17 protein-coding genes are annotated in these 15929 nt (G+C 72.4%); 8 read left to right on the top strand and 9 right to left on the bottom strand.

From position 1 onward, the window contains the following. Position 1 precedes the first annotated feature (1 nt). Entirely contained in the window at positions 2-226 is a 225-nt protein-coding gene (locus ACLJPY_RS25660; RefSeq protein WP_410592132.1) for an antitoxin, read from the bottom strand. 156 nt (positions 227-382) lie between these two features. Here ACLJPY_RS25660 and add point away from each other — a divergent pair, with 156 nt between their 5' ends. Beyond that, on the top strand, positions 383-1357 hold the full coding sequence (gene add, locus ACLJPY_RS25655) for an adenosine deaminase (protein WP_410592131.1): 975 nt from the start codon (positions 383-385) through the stop codon (positions 1355-1357). On the opposite strand, the gene ACLJPY_RS25650 is transcribed toward add, so the two are convergent. Beyond that, positions 1335-2699, bottom strand: a complete 1365-nt coding sequence (locus ACLJPY_RS25650) for a vWA domain-containing protein (RefSeq protein ID WP_410592129.1) — start codon at positions 2697-2699, stop codon at positions 1335-1337. The two genes, add and ACLJPY_RS25650, sit on opposite strands and share 23 nt — an antisense overlap. After that, the gene (locus ACLJPY_RS25645; RefSeq protein WP_410592128.1) at positions 2696-3577 is read right to left on the bottom strand and encodes an AAA family ATPase; all 882 of its coding nucleotides are present in this window, start codon (positions 3575-3577) and stop codon (positions 2696-2698) included. The genes ACLJPY_RS25650 and ACLJPY_RS25645 overlap by 4 nt, the downstream gene beginning before the upstream one ends. A gap of 110 nt (positions 3578-3687) precedes the next feature. Here ACLJPY_RS25645 and mgrA point away from each other — a divergent pair, with 110 nt between their 5' ends. After that, entirely contained in the window at positions 3688-4716 is a 1029-nt protein-coding gene (mgrA, locus tag ACLJPY_RS25640) for an L-glyceraldehyde 3-phosphate reductase (protein ID WP_410592127.1), read from the top strand. 324 nt (positions 4717-5040) lie between these two features. On the opposite strand, the gene ACLJPY_RS25635 is transcribed toward mgrA, so the two are convergent. Beyond that, on the bottom strand, positions 5041-5901 hold the full coding sequence (locus tag ACLJPY_RS25635; protein WP_410592125.1) for an SDR family NAD(P)-dependent oxidoreductase: 861 nt from the start codon (positions 5899-5901) through the stop codon (positions 5041-5043). Between the two features lie 149 nt (positions 5902-6050). On the opposite strand from ACLJPY_RS25635, the gene ACLJPY_RS25630 reads away from it, so the two are divergent. From ACLJPY_RS25630 to ACLJPY_RS25620, 3 genes are read left to right on the top strand one after another with little or no spacing between them, the layout of a single operon-like run. Continuing rightward, positions 6051-6716: a TetR/AcrR family transcriptional regulator gene (locus ACLJPY_RS25630; RefSeq protein ID WP_410592123.1), complete on the top strand. Its 666-nt coding sequence runs from the start codon at positions 6051-6053 to the stop codon at positions 6714-6716. Between the two features lie 14 nt (positions 6717-6730). Further along, on the top strand, positions 6731-7600 hold the full coding sequence (locus ACLJPY_RS25625) for a TIGR03564 family F420-dependent LLM class oxidoreductase (protein ID WP_410592121.1): 870 nt from the start codon (positions 6731-6733) through the stop codon (positions 7598-7600). Beyond that, positions 7597-7872: a cyclic-phosphate processing receiver domain-containing protein gene (locus tag ACLJPY_RS25620; RefSeq protein WP_410592120.1), complete on the top strand. Its 276-nt coding sequence runs from the start codon at positions 7597-7599 to the stop codon at positions 7870-7872. The genes ACLJPY_RS25625 and ACLJPY_RS25620 overlap by 4 nt, the downstream gene beginning before the upstream one ends. Here the strand turns inward: ACLJPY_RS25620 and ACLJPY_RS25615 are convergent. The 4 genes from ACLJPY_RS25615 to sigC form a co-directional block, all read right to left on the bottom strand. Further along, positions 7869-9092: a PucR family transcriptional regulator gene (locus ACLJPY_RS25615; RefSeq protein ID WP_410592119.1), complete on the bottom strand. Its 1224-nt coding sequence runs from the start codon at positions 9090-9092 to the stop codon at positions 7869-7871. The two genes, ACLJPY_RS25620 and ACLJPY_RS25615, sit on opposite strands and share 4 nt — an antisense overlap. Before the next feature lie 134 nt (positions 9093-9226). Then, positions 9227-9685 (bottom strand): (2Fe-2S)-binding protein, encoded by a 459-nt coding sequence (locus tag ACLJPY_RS25610; RefSeq protein ID WP_410592118.1) that lies wholly within the window; start codon positions 9683-9685, stop codon positions 9227-9229. Between the two features lie 10 nt (positions 9686-9695). Continuing rightward, positions 9696-11942, bottom strand: a complete 2247-nt coding sequence (locus ACLJPY_RS25605) for a molybdopterin cofactor-binding domain-containing protein (RefSeq protein WP_410592116.1) — start codon at positions 11940-11942, stop codon at positions 9696-9698. A gap of 165 nt (positions 11943-12107) precedes the next feature. Then, a complete protein-coding gene (gene sigC, locus ACLJPY_RS25600) occupies positions 12108-12659 on the bottom strand; it encodes an RNA polymerase sigma factor SigC (protein ID WP_410592114.1) in 552 nt (183 codons plus the stop codon). Between the two features lie 110 nt (positions 12660-12769). On the opposite strand from sigC, the gene ACLJPY_RS25595 reads away from it, so the two are divergent. Beyond that, positions 12770-13456: a zf-HC2 domain-containing protein gene (locus tag ACLJPY_RS25595; RefSeq protein WP_410592112.1), complete on the top strand. Its 687-nt coding sequence runs from the start codon at positions 12770-12772 to the stop codon at positions 13454-13456. 30 nt (positions 13457-13486) lie between these two features. On the opposite strand, the gene ACLJPY_RS25590 is transcribed toward ACLJPY_RS25595, so the two are convergent. Then, a complete protein-coding gene (locus tag ACLJPY_RS25590; protein ID WP_410592111.1) occupies positions 13487-13999 on the bottom strand; it encodes a PadR family transcriptional regulator in 513 nt (170 codons plus the stop codon). A gap of 89 nt (positions 14000-14088) precedes the next feature. On the opposite strand from ACLJPY_RS25590, the gene ACLJPY_RS25585 reads away from it, so the two are divergent. Beyond that, entirely contained in the window at positions 14089-14649 is a 561-nt protein-coding gene (locus ACLJPY_RS25585; RefSeq protein ID WP_410592109.1) for a hypothetical protein, read from the top strand. Next, positions 14646-15926, top strand: a complete 1281-nt coding sequence (locus ACLJPY_RS25580; protein ID WP_410592107.1) for a carotenoid oxygenase family protein — start codon at positions 14646-14648, stop codon at positions 15924-15926. The genes ACLJPY_RS25585 and ACLJPY_RS25580 overlap by 4 nt, the downstream gene beginning before the upstream one ends. Positions 15927-15929: the final 3 nt, after the last annotated feature.

The following is a 15929-nucleotide window of genomic DNA, read 5'->3' as shown; positions in this document are numbered from 1 at the left end:
GCTACCGGCCGGTGGCCGGTCCCGGCCGGCCCGGCTGCCCGGTCACCGAGTTGACCTTGCGGACCGCGCCGGCGATCTGCTGGTGGTACTTGCCCTTGGTCTTGTCGTCGACGAACTTCGCGGCCTTGCCGACGACCTGATTCACCTTTTCGGGGTTCTTCTTGGCGTAGGCACGAGCCGAAGCGGCTGCGCCGGCCAGCACGGTCAGCTTCTTCATCAAAGGCACGGTAGGTCCTCCCTCATCGGGTCCGGTCATCCTGACAACGCGGACGAACCACCCGGAGGTTCCCCGTGTGACGCGGCCCAAAACCTGGGGCCGGGAGCGGGCGCCGCCGGGAAAATGCCGCGCGGACCGCCGCCGTCCGGTCCTAGGCTCGCGATCATGCGCGACCTGGCCGCTCTGCCGAAGGCCCACCTGCACGTCCACCTGGAGAGCACGATCCGCCCGGGCACGCTCCGCGAGCTGGGCGAAGCGAACGGTGTCGACGTGCCGGCCGAGCCCCCGGTGTTCGACGGCTTCCGCGCCTTCGCCGACCACAACGCGCTCATCCGGTCGTGCCTGCGGCGTCCCGAAGACTTCGAGCGGATCGCCCGCGAGTACGTCGAGGACGAAACCGCGCAGGGCACGCGCTACGCCGAGCTCACGTTCACCGCGGCGTCGCACGGAGAACGCCTCGGCGACCTCGAGATGCCGCTGGCGTCCGTCCTCGCGGGACTGTCGCAAAGCGACGGACTCGAGTGGCGGCTGCTGCTCGACCACTCCCGGCGCCGGTCGGTCGAGCGGGCCGAGCGCACCCTCGACCTCGCGCTGAAGTACGACGAAGTCTTCGCGATCGGCATGGCGGGCGAGGAAAACCACTCGCTGCGGCCGTTCGCGGCGGTCTTCGAGAAAGCCCGCGCGGCCGGTATCCGCCTGCTGCACCACACCGGCGAGGACGCGGGGCCCGACAGCATCCGCGAGGCCCTCGAAGTCGGCCGGACCGAACGGCTCGGCCACGGCATCCGCGTGCTCGACGACCCCGCGCTGGTCGCCGAGGTGCGGGACCGCGGGCTGGCCTTGGAAGTGTGCCCGTCGTCGAACGTGACGCTGGGGCTGGTGCCTTCGCTGGCCGAGCACCCGCTCCCCCGGCTGCGGGACGTGGGACTGACGGTCACGCTCAACACCGACGTCCCGTCGGTCACCGGCGCCGCCCTCGCCGAGGAGTACGCCCGCGTGCAGCGCGCGTTCGGCTACGACGACACGACGATGGCGGACTTCGCCCGCGCGAGCGTCACGGCGTCCTTCGCCCCCGAAGCGACCAAGAAGGCCGTGCTGCGGGACATCGACGCCTGGCTCACACCGGCAGCAGCCGGGTGACGAGCGTGCCGAGCTGGTGCACCGTGCGGCACTCGTGCATCTCGACGACGTCGGCGTACCCCAGCGCCGCCGAGTCCCCCGTGGACCAGAGCGACCGGCGCTCGGGGTTGAGCCAGTGGACGTGCCGGGCGCGGGCCTTGATCGCGCGGACCGCGTCGAGGTTGGGGTCGCCGCCGTTGGTGCGGGCGTCGCCGAGGATCAGCACCGACGTCCGCGGGCCGATCGCGTCCGGCCAGTTCTCGGTGAACTGACGCAGGGAGCCGCCGTAGTCGCTGTGGCCGTCCCAGCGCACCAGCGCCGCTTCGGACAGCATGCGCGCGCCCAGGTGCTCGGGGTCGGCGGCACCGGTGGTGACCAGGTGGGTGACCTCGTCGGTGCTGTCGACGAACGCGAACACGCGGATCTTGCTGAACTGGTCGCGCAGCGCCTGCACCAGCAGCATGGTGAAGTTCGCGAACCCCGCCACGGACCCGGAAAGGTCGCACAGGAGCACGATTTCCGGCCGGCCGGGCCGCCGGTGGCGGTAGGCCGGGCGCAGCGGCACGCCGCCGGTCGAGAGCGAGCGGCGCAGCGTGCGCCGCAGGTCGATCTGCCCGCGCGTCATCCGGCGGCGGCGCGCGGCCAGGCGCGTCGCGAGCTTGCGGGACAACGGCTGGATGGTGCGCCGCAGTTCGGCGAGCTGGGTGCGGCTGGCGATGAGGAAGTCGACCCGGTCCGGCGAGGGCGCGATGGCGTGCTTGGCGACGCGCTCGCGGCCGCGGACCTCGGCGGCGCGGCGGCGCGCCTCGGTGCGGACCTGCCCGCGGAAGACCTCGACGCGGCGGCGGATCTCGTCGCGGTCGAGCCGGTCGGTGAACTCGCCGCGCGCGCCGCCGCCGCGGACCGCGGCCAGCACCCGCGCGATGAGCGTCTGCGGCTGGAGCCGCTCCAGCGTCTGGTGGGCGGAGAAGCCGCCACCGGGACCGGACGCCGAGCCGTACTGGCCGAGCATGTCGACGGCGAGGCCGGCCAGCTGCGAGAGCGCCTGCCGGTCGCCGTCGGCGAGCGCGGCGGCCAGCTCTTCGCGCAGGTCCTCCAGCGTCGACGGCTCTTCGCGGGCGCGTTCCGGCGCACCGACCCCGGCCGGGAAGTACAGGTCGAACGCGGCGTCGAAGACCGCCCGCTGGCCGCCGCGGCGGACCAGGGCCGCGGCCAGGCCCTCGCGGACGAGCGCCCGGTCGTCGAGGCCGAGCACCTCCAGCGCGGCCGCGGCGTCGACCGTTTCGCTGGGGCCCGCCGGGATGCCCTGGGCCCGCAGCACCTTGACGAACTCCGCGAGCCGCTCCGGCACGCCGCCGGTCACGACGCGTCCAGGACCTGTTCGAGCTTCAGGCCGGCGCCCGCCTTGGCGATGTCGTCCTGGTGCTTGAGCACGACACCGAGGCTCTCCCGCACGACCCGGTCGTCCAGCGTCGACGCCCCGAGCGCGAGCAGCGTGCGCGCCCAGTCGATGGTCTCGGCGACCGACGGCAGCTTGCGCAGGTCCATCGCCCGCAGCGCGGCGACCACGCGGACGACGGAGTCGGCGAGGGCGGCGTCGATCCCGGGCACCTTGAGCCGCACGATGTCGCGTTCGAGGTCTTCATCCGGGAAGTCGATGTGCAGGAACAGGCACCGGCGGCGCAGCGCTTCGGACAGCTCGCGCGTGGCGTTGGACGTCAGCACGGCGAACGGCGCGCGCGTGGCGGTGATCGTGCCGAGCTCCGGGACGGTGACCTGGAAGTCGCCGAGCACCTCCAGCAGCAGGCCCTCGACCTCCATGTCGGCCTTGTCGGTCTCGTCGATCAGCAGCACGGTCGGCTCGTCGGAGGAGATGGCGGTGAGCAGCGGGCGGCGGAGCAGGAACTCCTCGCCGAAGATGTCGGTGCGGGCGGCCTCCCACGTCTCGTCGCGGCCGGCGGTGATCCGCAGCAGCTGCTTCGCGTGGTTCCACTCGTACAGCGCGCGGGCCTCGTCGATGCCTTCGTAGCACTGCAGGCGCACCAGCCGCGAACCGCTGACCTGGGCGACGGCCTTGGCGAGCTCGGTCTTGCCGACCCCCGCGGGGCCCTCGACCAGCAGCGGCTTGCCGAGCCGGTCGGCGAGGAACACGGTGGTCGCCACCGCCGTGGAGGCGAGGTAGCCGGCCCCGGCCAGTTTGGCCGACACGTCGTCGACGGAGGTGAAGAATCCGGTGCCCACCACGTGCCTCCTAAGCGATCGCTCACCCGGAGCGTACCCGACCCGCGGCCGGGCCCGCCCCGGTTCCGCGCCGCGCGCGGGCGCGTTCCTCCGCGGCTAGCATCGGCCGCGTGACCTACGTTGCCGCTTCCGGCCGATACGACTCGATCCCCTACCGGCGCTGCGGGCGCTCCGGGCTCAAGCTGCCCGCGATCTCCCTCGGGCTGTGGCACAACTTCGGCCACGACCGGCCGCTGGAGACCCAGCGCGCGATCCTCCGCCGCGCCTTCGACCTGGGCATCACCCACTTCGACCTGGCCAACAACTACGGCCCGCCCTACGGCTCGGCGGAGGAGAACTTCGGGCGGCTGCTGGCCACCGACTTCCGGGCGTACCGCGACGAGCTGGTGATCTCGACCAAGGCGGGCTACGACATGTGGCCGGGGCCGTACGGCGAGTGGGGTTCGCGCAAGTACCTGCTGTCCTCCCTGGACCAGTCGCTCGGCCGGCTCGGCCTGGACTACGTCGACATCTTCTACTCGCACCGCTTCGACCCCGAGACGCCGCTGGAGGAGACGGTCGGGGCGCTCGACGCCGCCGTCCGCGCCGGGAAGGCGCTGTACGTCGGGATCTCGTCGTACAACTCCGAGCGCACGGCCGAGGCGGCCCGGCTGCTGCGGGAACTCGGCACGCCGCTGCTGATCCACCAGCCGTCGTACTCGATGCTCAACCGCTGGATCGAGGAGGACGGCCTCCTCGACACGCTGGAGCAGGCCGGCGCGGGCTGCATCGCGTTCTCGCCGCTGGCGCAGGGCCTGCTGACCGACCGCTACCTGACGGGCGTCCCCGGCGATTCGCGCGCGGCGCAGGGCAAGTCCCTGAACCCGGACACCCTCGACGAGAACCGGCTCGGCCGGGTCCGCGCGCTGAACGACATCGCGGGCCGCCGCGGGCAGTCGCTGGCCCAGCTCGCTCTGGCGTGGGCCCTGCGCGACCACCGGGTGACCTCGGTGCTGATCGGCGCGAGCAGCGTCCGGCAGCTGGAGGACAACGTGGGCGCGCTGGGCAACCTCGAGTTCTCGTCGGAGGAGCTGACCGAGATCGACGGGCACGCGACGGACGCGGACATCAACCTGTGGAAGCGTTCCTCGGACGCTTGAGCCGCGGGGCGGTGGTCCGGCCGTTGGCCGGGCCGGAGTGCCGGCCGGATCCGGCGATGGACCGGCCGGCACCGCGCTGCGGGAGCTGGGTCCGCCAAGGGCGGCGCGCTTGAGGCAGCCGGGCTCGGCCGCCGTGCTCGCTGGGCAGCCGCCGCGCCCGCCAGGACCGGCCACCGCGCCGGCCCAAACCGGCCGGCGCAGCCGCCGAGGCCTCAATCCCCCAGGTCGAGGCGCCCACTACGCCCGCGGCCGGGCAACCCGTTTTCGTCAAAGCGAGACCGCCGCAGCTGAGCCGGGCCGCGGGGGCGCCCCCCGGTTTCCACGTTACCGGGAGGCACCGACAGTTTCGGCGTCCCCGCCCTGCGCCTCCGCCGACAGCTCCTGCCACTCCGCCCAGGTCGCGAGCCGGTCGGCGTACGCCTGCTGGATCATCGGGTAGAAGCCGCGGCCGAAGAGCACGCGCAGGGGCGGGTTCGGCGCGTCGACGACCTTCAGCAACGCCCGGGCGGCCGCCTTCGGGTCGCCGGCGGGTTGCTTGGCCGCGACCTCGGCGATCCGGCGGCGGAGCCCGTCGTAGACCGGGGTCGTCTCGGCGACGTGGCCGTTGGCCAGGGGGTCCGGGTTCTTGCCGTCGCGGGTGGCGTAGCCGCCCGGCTCGACGATCGTCACCTTGATCCCGAACTCGGCGACCTCCTTGGCCAGGGTTTCGTTCAGCGCCTCGATCGCCCACCGGGACGCGTGGTACGCCCCGCCCAGCGGCATCGCGACTACCCCCGCGGCCGACGACAGCTGGACGAAGTGCCCGGAGCCCTGGTCCCGCAGGTAGGGCAGGGCCGCCTGGACCACCCACACCGGGCCGAACACGTTGGTCTCGAGCTGGTCGCGCAGCTCCGCCTCGGTCAGCTCCTCGATGGCGCCGATCTGCGCGTAGCCGGCGTTGTTCACGACGACGTCCAGCCGCCCGAAGTGCTCGGCGGCCCGCTTCACGTTCTCGAAGACGGCGGCCTTGTCGGTCACGTCCACCTCCAGCGGGAGCACCGCGTCGCCGTAGGTCGCGACGAGCTCGTCGAGGCTCGCCGTGGACCGCGCCGCCGCGGCCACCCGGTCGCCGCGGCCGAGGGCAGCCTCCACGAAGCAGCGGCCCAAACCGCGCGACGAACCCGTGACGAACCAGACCTTGCTCATGCTGCTTCTCCGTTCTCGCAGGGGCCGGTGGCATCCGGCCGACCACAGGACACCGGCGGGCAGACGGCCGTGACAGCGCGGCGGCGTGACCTGGATCACCGCGTTCCGAACGTTTGACCAAATTTCGAATTCAGTCATACGATGACTGCATGCCTCCCGCCGAAGACCGGACCGAACGGGCCGAGCGCATCCTCGACGCCGCCGCCGAGCTGCTGCTGCGGGCCGGGTACCGGCGGACCACCGTCGAGGACGTCGCCGAGCGGGCCGGGGTCGGTAAAGGGACCGTCTACCTGCACTGGAAGAACCGCGAGGAGCTGTTCCTCGCCGTCCTGCTCCGCGAGTCCGTGCGGGCGCTCGAAGACCTCGTGGCCGCGCTCGCCGCCGACCCGCTCGCCGTGCGGCTTTCGCGGCTGACCGAGATCCAGTACGCCAACGTCCTGCGGCGCCCGCTGCTGCGCGCCGGGTACGCCGACGACACCGAGACGCTCGGCAAGCTGCTGCCGAAGCTGCACGGCAAGCTCGACCCGCGGCACGCAGAAGCCTTCGTCGAGTACCTGGAGCTGCTGGCGGCGAACGACCTGCTGCGCACCGATCGGCCGGTCCGCGACCTCGTCGTCGCCTTCCAGGCCGTGCTGCACGGCTTCCTCGGCCGCACTCCCCCGCCCGAGCCGGCCCTGATCGCCGACACCGTCGCGCACGCCTTCGAACCGCTGGCCGTGTCGACCCGGCAGCTGCGCGCCGTGGCCCCACGGGCGCTGGAGCTGTTCACCGAAGCCGTCGCGCTCGACCGCAAGCAGCTCGAACGCGCGTACTGACCACTGGAGGGACCATGCGCACCGGAATCCTGATCGACGAACTCGGCGTCGGCTTCGACGCCATGACGGCGCAAGCACGCGAAGCGGCGAAGCTCGGCTACGGCACGCTCTGGGTGGCGCAGCGAGGCGGCTGGGACGCGCTGACGGCGCTGCCGGCTCTCGCCGCAGCCGCCCCCGGCGTCGAGCTGGGCACGTGCGTCGTGCCGACGTACCCGCGGCACCCGATCACCATGGCGGCGCAGGCGCTGACCGTCCAGGCGGCCGCCGGCGTGCCCGTCCACCTGGGCATCGGCCTGAGCCACAAGTTCATCATCGAGGGCGAGTTCGGGTACTCCTACGACCGCCCGATCCGGCACCTGCGCGAATACCTCGAGGCGCTGAACCCCTTGCTGCGCGGCGAAAAGGCGGACGTCCACGGCGAGACGCTGACGGCCGCGGGCGGGCTGAACACCCCCGGCGCCGGACGGCCCGCGGTGCTGCTCGGTTCGGTGAGCCCGCGGTCGACGCGCCTGGCGGGCGAGCTGGCCGACGGCGTGATCACGACCTTCGCCGGCCCTCGGGCAACCGCCGAGTTCGTGGTGCCGACGCTGGGGGCGGCGTCGCGGGTGGTCTCCGGCCAGCTGATCTGCGTGACGTCCGATGTGGACGAACGCCGGACCTGGGTCGAGCGGACGTACGGCGGCGCGGCGGACGTCCCGGCCTACCGCGCGGTCCTCGACCGCGAAGGCCACCGCCGGATCGCGGACACCGCGATCGTCGGCGACGAGGAAACCGTGCTCCGCCAGGTGAAATCCCTTGAGAACGCGGGCGCGACGGAACTGCTGGTGATGCCGTTCGGCCCGGCGGAGGAGCAGGCCCGGACCCGCGCCCTGCTGGCCGCGTGAACCGCCTCTGGGTCGACGACCTGCGGCCGGCCCCGCCGGGCTGGACGTGGGCGAAGTCGAGCGCGGAAGCGATCGAGCTGCTGAGCGCGCACCGGTTCGCGGCGATCTCGCTGGACCACGACCTCGGCGGCGACGACACGACCCGTCCGGTCGTGCTGTGGCTGTGCGAGCACGACTGCTGGCCGCCCGAAGTCCGCGTCCACACCGCGAACCCGGTCGGGCGCGAGTGGCTGACCGGGATGGCGCGGCGGTACGGCCCGGGCGTCCGCTAACGCGGCGCCGGGAGGTGGGTCGCCTCCGGGAAGAGGTTCAGCGCCCGCAGGGCCGCGCCCAGCTCGGCGATGTCCGCCGGGTTCGTCAGCGAGCGGCCCAGTTCCTCCGTGATGCGCTTCAGCCGGTGGCGGATCGTGTTGGGGTGGCAGAACATGCGCTCCGACGTCAGCTTCGTCGATCCCTGGCAGTCGAACCACGCGCGCAGCGTCAGCAGCAGCACGTTGCGGTCGTCGCCCGGGAGGTCGAGGACCGGCTGGAGCACGTGGTGGGCCAGCTGCACCGACGCCTCCGGCGCGCTGGCCACCAGGCCCGCCAGCGGCGATTCGGTGAACTGGACCAGCCCCGGCGTGCCCGGCGTCATGCTCGACAACGCCACCCGCGCGAGGTGGAGGGCGCGGGCGGTGTTGCCCAGACCGGTGAACACCGGGCTCATCCCGACCCGGCCCACCGGGTGCTCGCGCACCAGCGCCACGATCGCCGAAGCGGCGTTCGGGTCGCGCAGCGACACCACGCCGACCTGCAGGTCCGGGGTGAGCCGCCACGCCGACGCGTGCTGCAGCGCGCGCAGCCGGGCCTCGATCTGCGGCAGCGGTTCCTGGCCCAGCCGCGGGGTTTCCGCGGCGACGACGACGAACGTGCCGTCCAGCGACAGGTCGAGCACGCGGGCGATGTCCCACAGCGTGCCCTCGGTCGCGGCCCCGCCCGCGAACAGCGCCTCCACCAGCGCCGAACGCCGGTTCTGGTGCGCCACCACGACTTCCGCCGTCGTGTCGCGGTAGGACGTGGTGAGCGCTTCGGCGAGGTCGTCGATCAGCGCCCAGATCACCGCCGTCACGGCGACCAGCGCGGCGAGGTCGTCCCGCTGCGCGGTCAGCTCGACGAACCGGTGCCACACCTCGGTCAGGCCGATCCGGTAGGCGCGCAGCAGTTCCGGCAGCGGCGCGCCCTGCAGGGCCCGCGCCCGGCCGGTCGCGCGGGCCTGCGACAGGTCCGGGACGTCGGACCCGCGCAGCGTGCGCAGCACGTGGTCGAGGTTGGCGCGCACCGAGTTCCTCAGTTCGGCGTGCGAGACGAACCGGGCGTCGGCGTAGACGGGCATTTCGGCGAGGATCTGCCGCACGGTGCTTTCGATCAGCTCGGGCAGCTTCCGCTCGACCTCGGCGGCCAGCGAAGCGACCTGGGGCGCGCGCCCGTCGGCGAGAAGCGCCTGGTTGTGCATGGTGCCCTCCGGTCCCGGCCTCCTCGTCGAGGTCCGAGACCGACATCTAACCCGAACGGGACCGCCACGTTCGGGTGAACTTGCTACAAGAACCGCGGATGCGGAGGTTCTTCTGTAGAACCTCCGCATCCGCGTCAGGCCATCTTGGCGGCCGCGCTCTTGATCGCCTCCCGGATCCGGAAGTAGGTCCCGCAGCGGCACACGTTCTGGATGGCGTCGATGTCGGCGTCCGTCGGGTTCTTCGTCTTCTTCAGCAGCGCCACCGCCGCCATGATCTGGCCGGGCTGGCAGTAGCCGCACTGGGCCACGTCCTGCTCCAGCCAGGCTTCCTGGACCGGGTGCAGCTCGTCGCCGTCGGCCAGTCCTTCGATCGTGGTCACCTCCCGCCCGGCGCACTCCGACACCGGCGTGACGCAGGGGTTGAACGCCTCGCCGTCGAGGTGGCTGGTGCAGGCCTTGCAGACGTTGATGCCGCAGCCGTACTTGGGCCCGCGGACCTTGAGCTTGTCACGCAGCGCCCACAGCATCGGCAGATCGGCGGGCACGTCGACGGTGACGGTCTTCCCGTTCACCACGAAGGTGTAGTTGGGCACGGAACTCTCCTCAGCGCGGGAACGGGTCGAAGTCGACCGGGAAGGTGATCGGGAAGCTGCGGGGCTTGATCCCGGTCGCCCGGGCGTAGGCGTTGGCGATCGCGCCGACCGGCGCCGGCAGGCCGAGCTCGCCCGCGCCGCCGATGTCCGACCCGGTGGCCGGCATGACGTGCACGGTGACGTCGGTCGGCGAGTTCTTCTGCCGCGCGTAGTGGAACTGCGAGTAGCTGCCCTCCAGCGGCAGGCCCTTGTCGATGTGCAGACCCGCGGTGAGCGTCGTCGAAATCGCGTCGGTCAGGCCGCCGAGCATCTGCGCCTGGATCCCGCGCGGGTTCACCGGCTTGCCGACGTCGACCGCGATCGTGGCCTTCGTGACGCGCGGGTGCTTCGGGTCGCGCGCGTCCAGCTCGACCAGGCAGGCGGTGTAGGACTTGTACTCGCCGTGCACCGCGATGCCCTGCGCGAACCCGGCGGGCATCTTCTTGCCCCACTCGCCGAGTTCGGCGACCTTGTCGAGCACCGCGCGCTGGCGCTGCTCCTTGATGAACTCGCGGCGGAAGGCCACCGGGTCCTTGCCGAGCTTCGCCGCGATCTCGTCGACCATGATCTCTTCGGCACCGCGGGTGTTCGCCGAGTAGACCGACCGCCACGCCGAGGTGTGGAACTTCAGCGGGACCTCGTCGAGCAGCTGCGTGGTGACGCCGAAGTTGTACGGCGACTTGACGGTCAGCAGGAACACCGTCTGCGCGAAGCTGAGGTTGCCGCCGACGGGCAGCTTCGCCGCGAACGCCGTGAGGATCTCGCCGAGCCCGTGGCTCCAGTCGGTTTCGACGCTGGCGACGCGGTGTTCGAACGTCAGCACCTGACCGAGCGCGAAGGTCGCGCGGATCCGGTGGTAGCTCGCCGCGCGCGCCCGGCCGTGGCGCATGTCGTCGATCCGGCTCCACATCAGCCGGACGGGCTTCTTCATCGCCTTCGAGATGCGCGCGGCTTCCAGCGCCGCGTCGAAGAACAGCCGCCGCCCGAAGGACCCGCCGCCCTGCTGGACGTGCACGGTGACCTTGTTCTCCGGCAGGCCGAGCTCCTGCGCGATGGTCTGCTTCGCCACGATCGGCGACTTCAGCCCGGCCCAGATGGTCGCACTGTCCTCGCGGACGTCGGCGACCGCGGAGTTCGACTCCATCGGTGCGTGGCTGGCGAAGGCGAAGTCGAACTCGCCGTCGACGTACTGCGTCAGCAGCGGCGGCACCACGAACGGCAGCGCGGCGGCCCGCAGCTTCTTCTTGATCGTCTCGTTGTCCTCGCCGTCGACCGTGCCGGGGCCCCAGGTGACGTCGAGCGCGTTCTTGCCGTCGAGGGCCTCGCCGAAGGTCTCGGCCATCACCGCGACGCCGGTCGGGACGACGGCGATGTCGATGATCCCCGGCATGGCCCGGACCGCGGCCTCGTTGTTGACCTTCTGCACGGTGCCGTTGATCGTCGGCGGCCGCCGCACCATCACCGGCTTGGCCCCGGGGACGTCGAGGTCGAGCGTGTAGACCTGCTTGCCGGTGACCATCGCGCGGGCGTCCTTGCGCGAGGCCGGCGTCCCGACGAGCGTGTGCGCCGACTCCGCTTTCGGCTGGATCACCCCGACGCTCAGGCCCGAGCGGGACGCGGGGCCGGCGAGGGTGCCGTAGGAGGCGCTGCGCCCGTCCGGTGCCCACACCGCACCGTCGCGTGTGGACAGTCGCGAAGCGTCGGTCCCCCACTGCGCGGCGGCCGCGGCGACCATCCGGGCGCGGGCGGTCGCCGCGGTGCCGCGGACCGGGTCGTAGAGCGAGCGCATCGTGTTGGACCCGCCGGTGAGCTGGTTGAACAGCAGCTCGGTGCGGGCGTCGGAGAGCACCACGTCGACGCGGTCGAGCGGCAGGTCCAGCTCTTCGGCGACGAGCATGGCGGTCGCCGTCGTGATGCCCTGGCCGACCTCGGCGCGCGGCAGCTGCAGCCGCGCCCGGCCGTCGGACGTCAGTTCGAGCACCAGCATCCCGGCCGTCGGCGCGCACGACAGCGTCAGCACGTCCCCGAGGTCGAGGATCTCCGCGGGCTGCGGCAGGGTCGGGACGACGGCCTCGGCGCGGGCCGGGGCCACGGCGTCGGCGGTGAGTTTCGTGGCGACGGTGAGCGTGGGCGCGGCGACCAGGTAGGTCAGGAAGCGGCGGCGGCCGACCCGCCCGGGCTCGGCGGCCTCGGCGGGTTCGGTGGTGGGACGGGCCATCGGGAATCCCTTGCTGGGTGGTGGCGGGGTGCGCGCCACGCTAAGGAGCCCGTTGGCCGGACGTCAACGCGCCGTAGTCGAGTCGGCCCATCTCTGTGACGAGATGACAGCGGAAGCCGCCGAATGTGTGCGCCGCCACAGTGCCGGACGGCGCACCAGGCTGGTTCAGCCGGCCCCGCGGGCGCGCCGGGCCTGGATCAGGTCCTCGCGGGCACGGGCGACGCGGGAGCGGATCGTGCCGACCGGGCAGCCGCAGACGTCGGCCGCCTCGGCGTAGGACAGCCCGAGCACCTGGGTCAGGACGAGCACCTCGCGCCGGTCGCGCTCCAGCCCGTCGAGCAGCAGGCGCAGTTCGACGAGGTCCTCGAACCCGGCCGCGGGATCCCGGGTGCGCTCGGCGGCGGCTTCCCAGTCGGTGTCGGCGATCTTCGGCCGCGCCCCGGCGGCGCGGATCTGGTCGACGACGACCCGGCGGGCGATGGCCAGCAGCCACGTCCTCGAGGAGGAACGTCCCGCGAAGCGGCGAAGGCTGCCGAAGGCGCGAAGGTAGGTCTCCTGCGTCAAGTCGTCGGCGGACGCGGCGTCCGTGAGGTGCGCGAGGAAGCGCCAGACGTCGGCCTGGGTGGCGCGGACCCACTCTTCGAGCGCGCGCCGGTCGCCGTGGCCGGCGGACAGGGCCAAGGCCGTGACGCGGTCGTCGTCCTCACGGTGAGTCATGGACCGAGAACATACAGCGGCGCGAAGCGTCTCGATTGAGGGCGGTGGCGGGGAGGAAGGCGGAGGCAGTGACGGGGAACTCAGCGGATCCGCCGTCCGACTAGTGGACCATGAGGTGCGAGGACTGCCGTGAAGCGCTGTCGGCCCGGTTGGACGGCGAGGCCGAGCCGGTGTCGCCCGACGAGCACCTGGCGTCCTGCGCGGACTGCCGGGAGTGGCTCGCGGGCGCGGAACGGCTGCGGCGCACGATGCTGCTGCGCCCGGCGCCGGCGGTCCCGGACCTCACGGCGGCGATCCTCGAACGCACGCCGGCGCCGTCCGGCGAGGGCTGGGGGCTGCGGATCGCGTTGACCGCGGTCGCGATCGCCCAGCTGGGCCTGGCCTTCGCGGAGTTGCTCGGGACGGCCCACGGCGGCATCCACCTCGGCCACGAGAGCGGCGCGTGGAACCTCGCGGTGGGCATCGGCCTGCTGACGGCGGCGCTGCGGCCGGGCACGGCGGGCGGCCAGCTGCCGTTGCTGACCGGGTTCGTCGGCGTGCTGCTGGCGCTCTCGGCGGGCGACCTGGCGGCAGGCCAGGTGACGCTGTCCCGGCTGGCGACCCACGTGCTCGTGGTGCTCGGGCTGGCGTTGCTGTACGCGGTGCACCGGGCGCATCGCGATCGAGGCGCCCCGCTCCCCGCGGCGACGGCCGACGACGGCACGGTGACACCGGGGTCCACTGTGGACGCGCCGCCACCGGCACGCCCACGAGCACGCGGTTTCCGGCGCCAGGCCCACGGCCGCCATGTGGCTTGAACGCCCGCCGTCTAGGCCGTTATACGCCGGTCACTCGACCTGCTCGACCGCCCACTCCGCCCACCCGCGCTGCATGGCCGAGAAGCGCTTCCCCCACTCCAGCACCAACCGGCCGTACAGCGACTGGTTGTCCTCGCCCCAGTCGATCGTCGACTCCAGCTCCTCGAGCCGCTTTTCGCGCTCCCGGCCCGACTCCCCCAGCGTCGCGAGATAACCGCGCGCCTGCTCCGGAGCCACCGATCCGAGGAAGTACACCCGCAGCAGGGCGGCGCTGCGCGGCGGACCACCCGGGGAGACCTCGACGAGCCAGTGCCGCAGCTCGGCGAGCCCGGCGTCGGTGATCTCGTACTCCTTGCGCCCGCGCGGCCCCTCGGCGAGGACGCGGATCATGCCCGCGGTCTCCAGCTTGCCGAGCTCGCCGTAGAGCTGGCTCTGCGTGGCCGGCCAGACGTTGGCCATCGCCCGCTCGAACCGTTTCAGCAGGTCGTAGCCGCTTCCGGGCTCGTCGGCCAGCATCCCCAGCACCGCGTGTCGAAGGCTCATGACCCCATGATGACATTCCACTATTGACATGTCCAACCGACACGCTCTAACTTCGACCTGTCAAAATTGGAACGTCGGGGAGGACCGTCGTGAACTACCTGAAGAGCCTGCTCCCGTGGATCGCGTTCGCCGTGGTCGCGACCCAGTTCGACTGGCGCTGGTCCGGGCTGACCGGTCTGGTGATCTCCGCCGCGCTCCTCCTGCTCGCCCGCCGCGACCACCGAAGCGCGGACACGCTGATCATCGAGTGGAGCGGGTTCGCGTTCTTCATCCTGCTCACCGCCGTCGCGTTCAGCTTCCCCGCGTCACCGCTGAAGACCTACACCGGCGCCCTCACCGACGCCTGGCTGGCGCTCACCGCCTGGGGCTCGCTCGCCATCGGCAAGCCGTTCACCCTCGGCATCGCCCGCCAGTCGACGCCGGAGCAGTTCTGGGACAACCCGGTCTTCAAACGCGTCAACGTGCTCATCACGCTGGTGTGGGCGGCGAGCTTCACCGTCGGCGGGGTCGCGGGCATCGCGCTGCTGAACTTCGCGCCGCACGCCACCTTCGCGCTGATCGCGCTGAAGGTCCTCTGCTTCGCCGTCCCCGTCGTCTTCACCATCCGCTACCCGCGCGCCGTCCGCGCCCGCGCCCAGGAAGCCGCATGACCACCACCGATTTCCACCTCACCGGCGCCTACGCGCCCGTCCACGACGAGCTGACCGCGTTCGACCTCCCGGTGACCGGCGCCCTGCCGCCCGAGCTGACCGGCTGGTACCTGCGCAACGGCCCGAACCCGCGCGCGGACAACCAGCACTGGTTCACCGGCGACGGCATGGTCCACGGCGTCCGCCTTGACCGCGGCCGCGCCGCCTGGTACCGCAACCGCTGGGTGCGGACCGAGAGCTTCGCGGACCCGGATCTGAAGCTGTACAACGAAGACGGCACGCGGAACCTGCACAGCAGCGTCGCGAACACGCACGTGGTGAACCACGCCGGCCGCACGCTCGCGCTCGTCGAATCGTCGCTGCCGTACGAGATCACCACGGAGCTCGAAACCGTGGGGGTGTACGACTTCGGCGGCGAACTGGCCGACGCGATGACCGCGCACCCGAAGATCTGCCCGGCGACCGGGGAGCTGCACTTCTTCGGCTACGGCAGCATCACCGCGCCGCACGTCGGCTACTACCGCGCCGACGCGGCCGGGAAGCTCGTCGTCAAGCAGCCGATCGACGTGCCGGGGCTGACGATGATGCACGACTTCGCCTTCACCGGGGAGCACGTCGTCTTCTACGACCTGCCCGTCGTGTTCGACCGGGCGTCGGCCGGCCGCGGCATGCCCTACCGCTGGGACACCGGTTACGGCGCCCGGCTCGGCGTTCTCCGCCGCGATCGGCCGGAGGCGGGCGTGCGCTGGCTGGACATCGAGCCCTGCTACGTCTTCCACACGCTCAACGCGTTCGACACCGCCGACCGCCGGATCGTCGTGCACGTCCTGCGCTACGACCACCAGTGGTGGGCGGGCCACGAGGATCCGGCGGCGTCGCTGTGGCGCTGGACGATCGACCTCGCGGCCGGCACCGTCACCGAGGACCGGCTCGACGACCGGCCGGGCGAGTTCCCCCGCATCGACGACCGGCTCGCCGGGTCCGACACGCGCTTCGGGCACGTCACCGGCCGCGGCGTCCTGCGCCGGCACGACCTGCACGCGGGCACGGCCACCGAGCACGTCTTCGCGCCCGGACGCACGCCCGGCGAAGCGGTGTTCGTCCCGGCCGACGACGGCGAAGGCTGGCTGCTCACCTACGTCCACGACAAGGCCGAGGACCGCAGCGACCTCGTCGTGCTCGACGCCGGGAACCTCGCCGCGGCGCCGGTGGCGGCCGTCCACCTCCCGCAGCGGGTGCCCGCGGGGTTCCACGGGAACTGGCTGCCGGACGCGTGACGG

It is taken from the genome of Amycolatopsis sp. lyj-23, from assembly GCF_046549135.1.
Lineage (GTDB): Bacteria > Actinomycetota > Actinomycetes > Mycobacteriales > Pseudonocardiaceae > Amycolatopsis.
This window is presented reverse-complemented; position numbering and strand designations above follow the sequence as displayed.

Coding starts and splice junctions, on each gene's coding strand:
- ACLJPY_RS25590 (WP_410592111.1), bottom strand. CDS start 13,999: ATGAGCCTTCGACACGCGGTGCTGGGGATGCTGGCCGACGAGCCCGGA.
- ACLJPY_RS25625 (WP_410592121.1), top strand. CDS start 6,731: ATGCGCACCGGAATCCTGATCGACGAACTCGGCGTCGGCTTCGACGCC.
- ACLJPY_RS25630 (WP_410592123.1), top strand. CDS start 6,051: ATGCCTCCCGCCGAAGACCGGACCGAACGGGCCGAGCGCATCCTCGAC.
- ACLJPY_RS25595 (WP_410592112.1), top strand. CDS start 12,770: ATGAGGTGCGAGGACTGCCGTGAAGCGCTGTCGGCCCGGTTGGACGGC.
- ACLJPY_RS25605 (WP_410592116.1), bottom strand. CDS start 11,942: ATGGCCCGTCCCACCACCGAACCCGCCGAGGCCGCCGAGCCCGGGCGG.
- sigC (WP_410592114.1), bottom strand. CDS start 12,659: ATGACTCACCGTGAGGACGACGACCGCGTCACGGCCTTGGCCCTGTCC.
- ACLJPY_RS25615 (WP_410592119.1), bottom strand. CDS start 9,092: ATGCACAACCAGGCGCTTCTCGCCGACGGGCGCGCGCCCCAGGTCGCT.
- ACLJPY_RS25635 (WP_410592125.1), bottom strand. CDS start 5,901: ATGAGCAAGGTCTGGTTCGTCACGGGTTCGTCGCGCGGTTTGGGCCGC.
- ACLJPY_RS25580 (WP_410592107.1), top strand. CDS start 14,646: ATGACCACCACCGATTTCCACCTCACCGGCGCCTACGCGCCCGTCCAC.
- add (WP_410592131.1), top strand. CDS start 383: ATGCGCGACCTGGCCGCTCTGCCGAAGGCCCACCTGCACGTCCACCTG.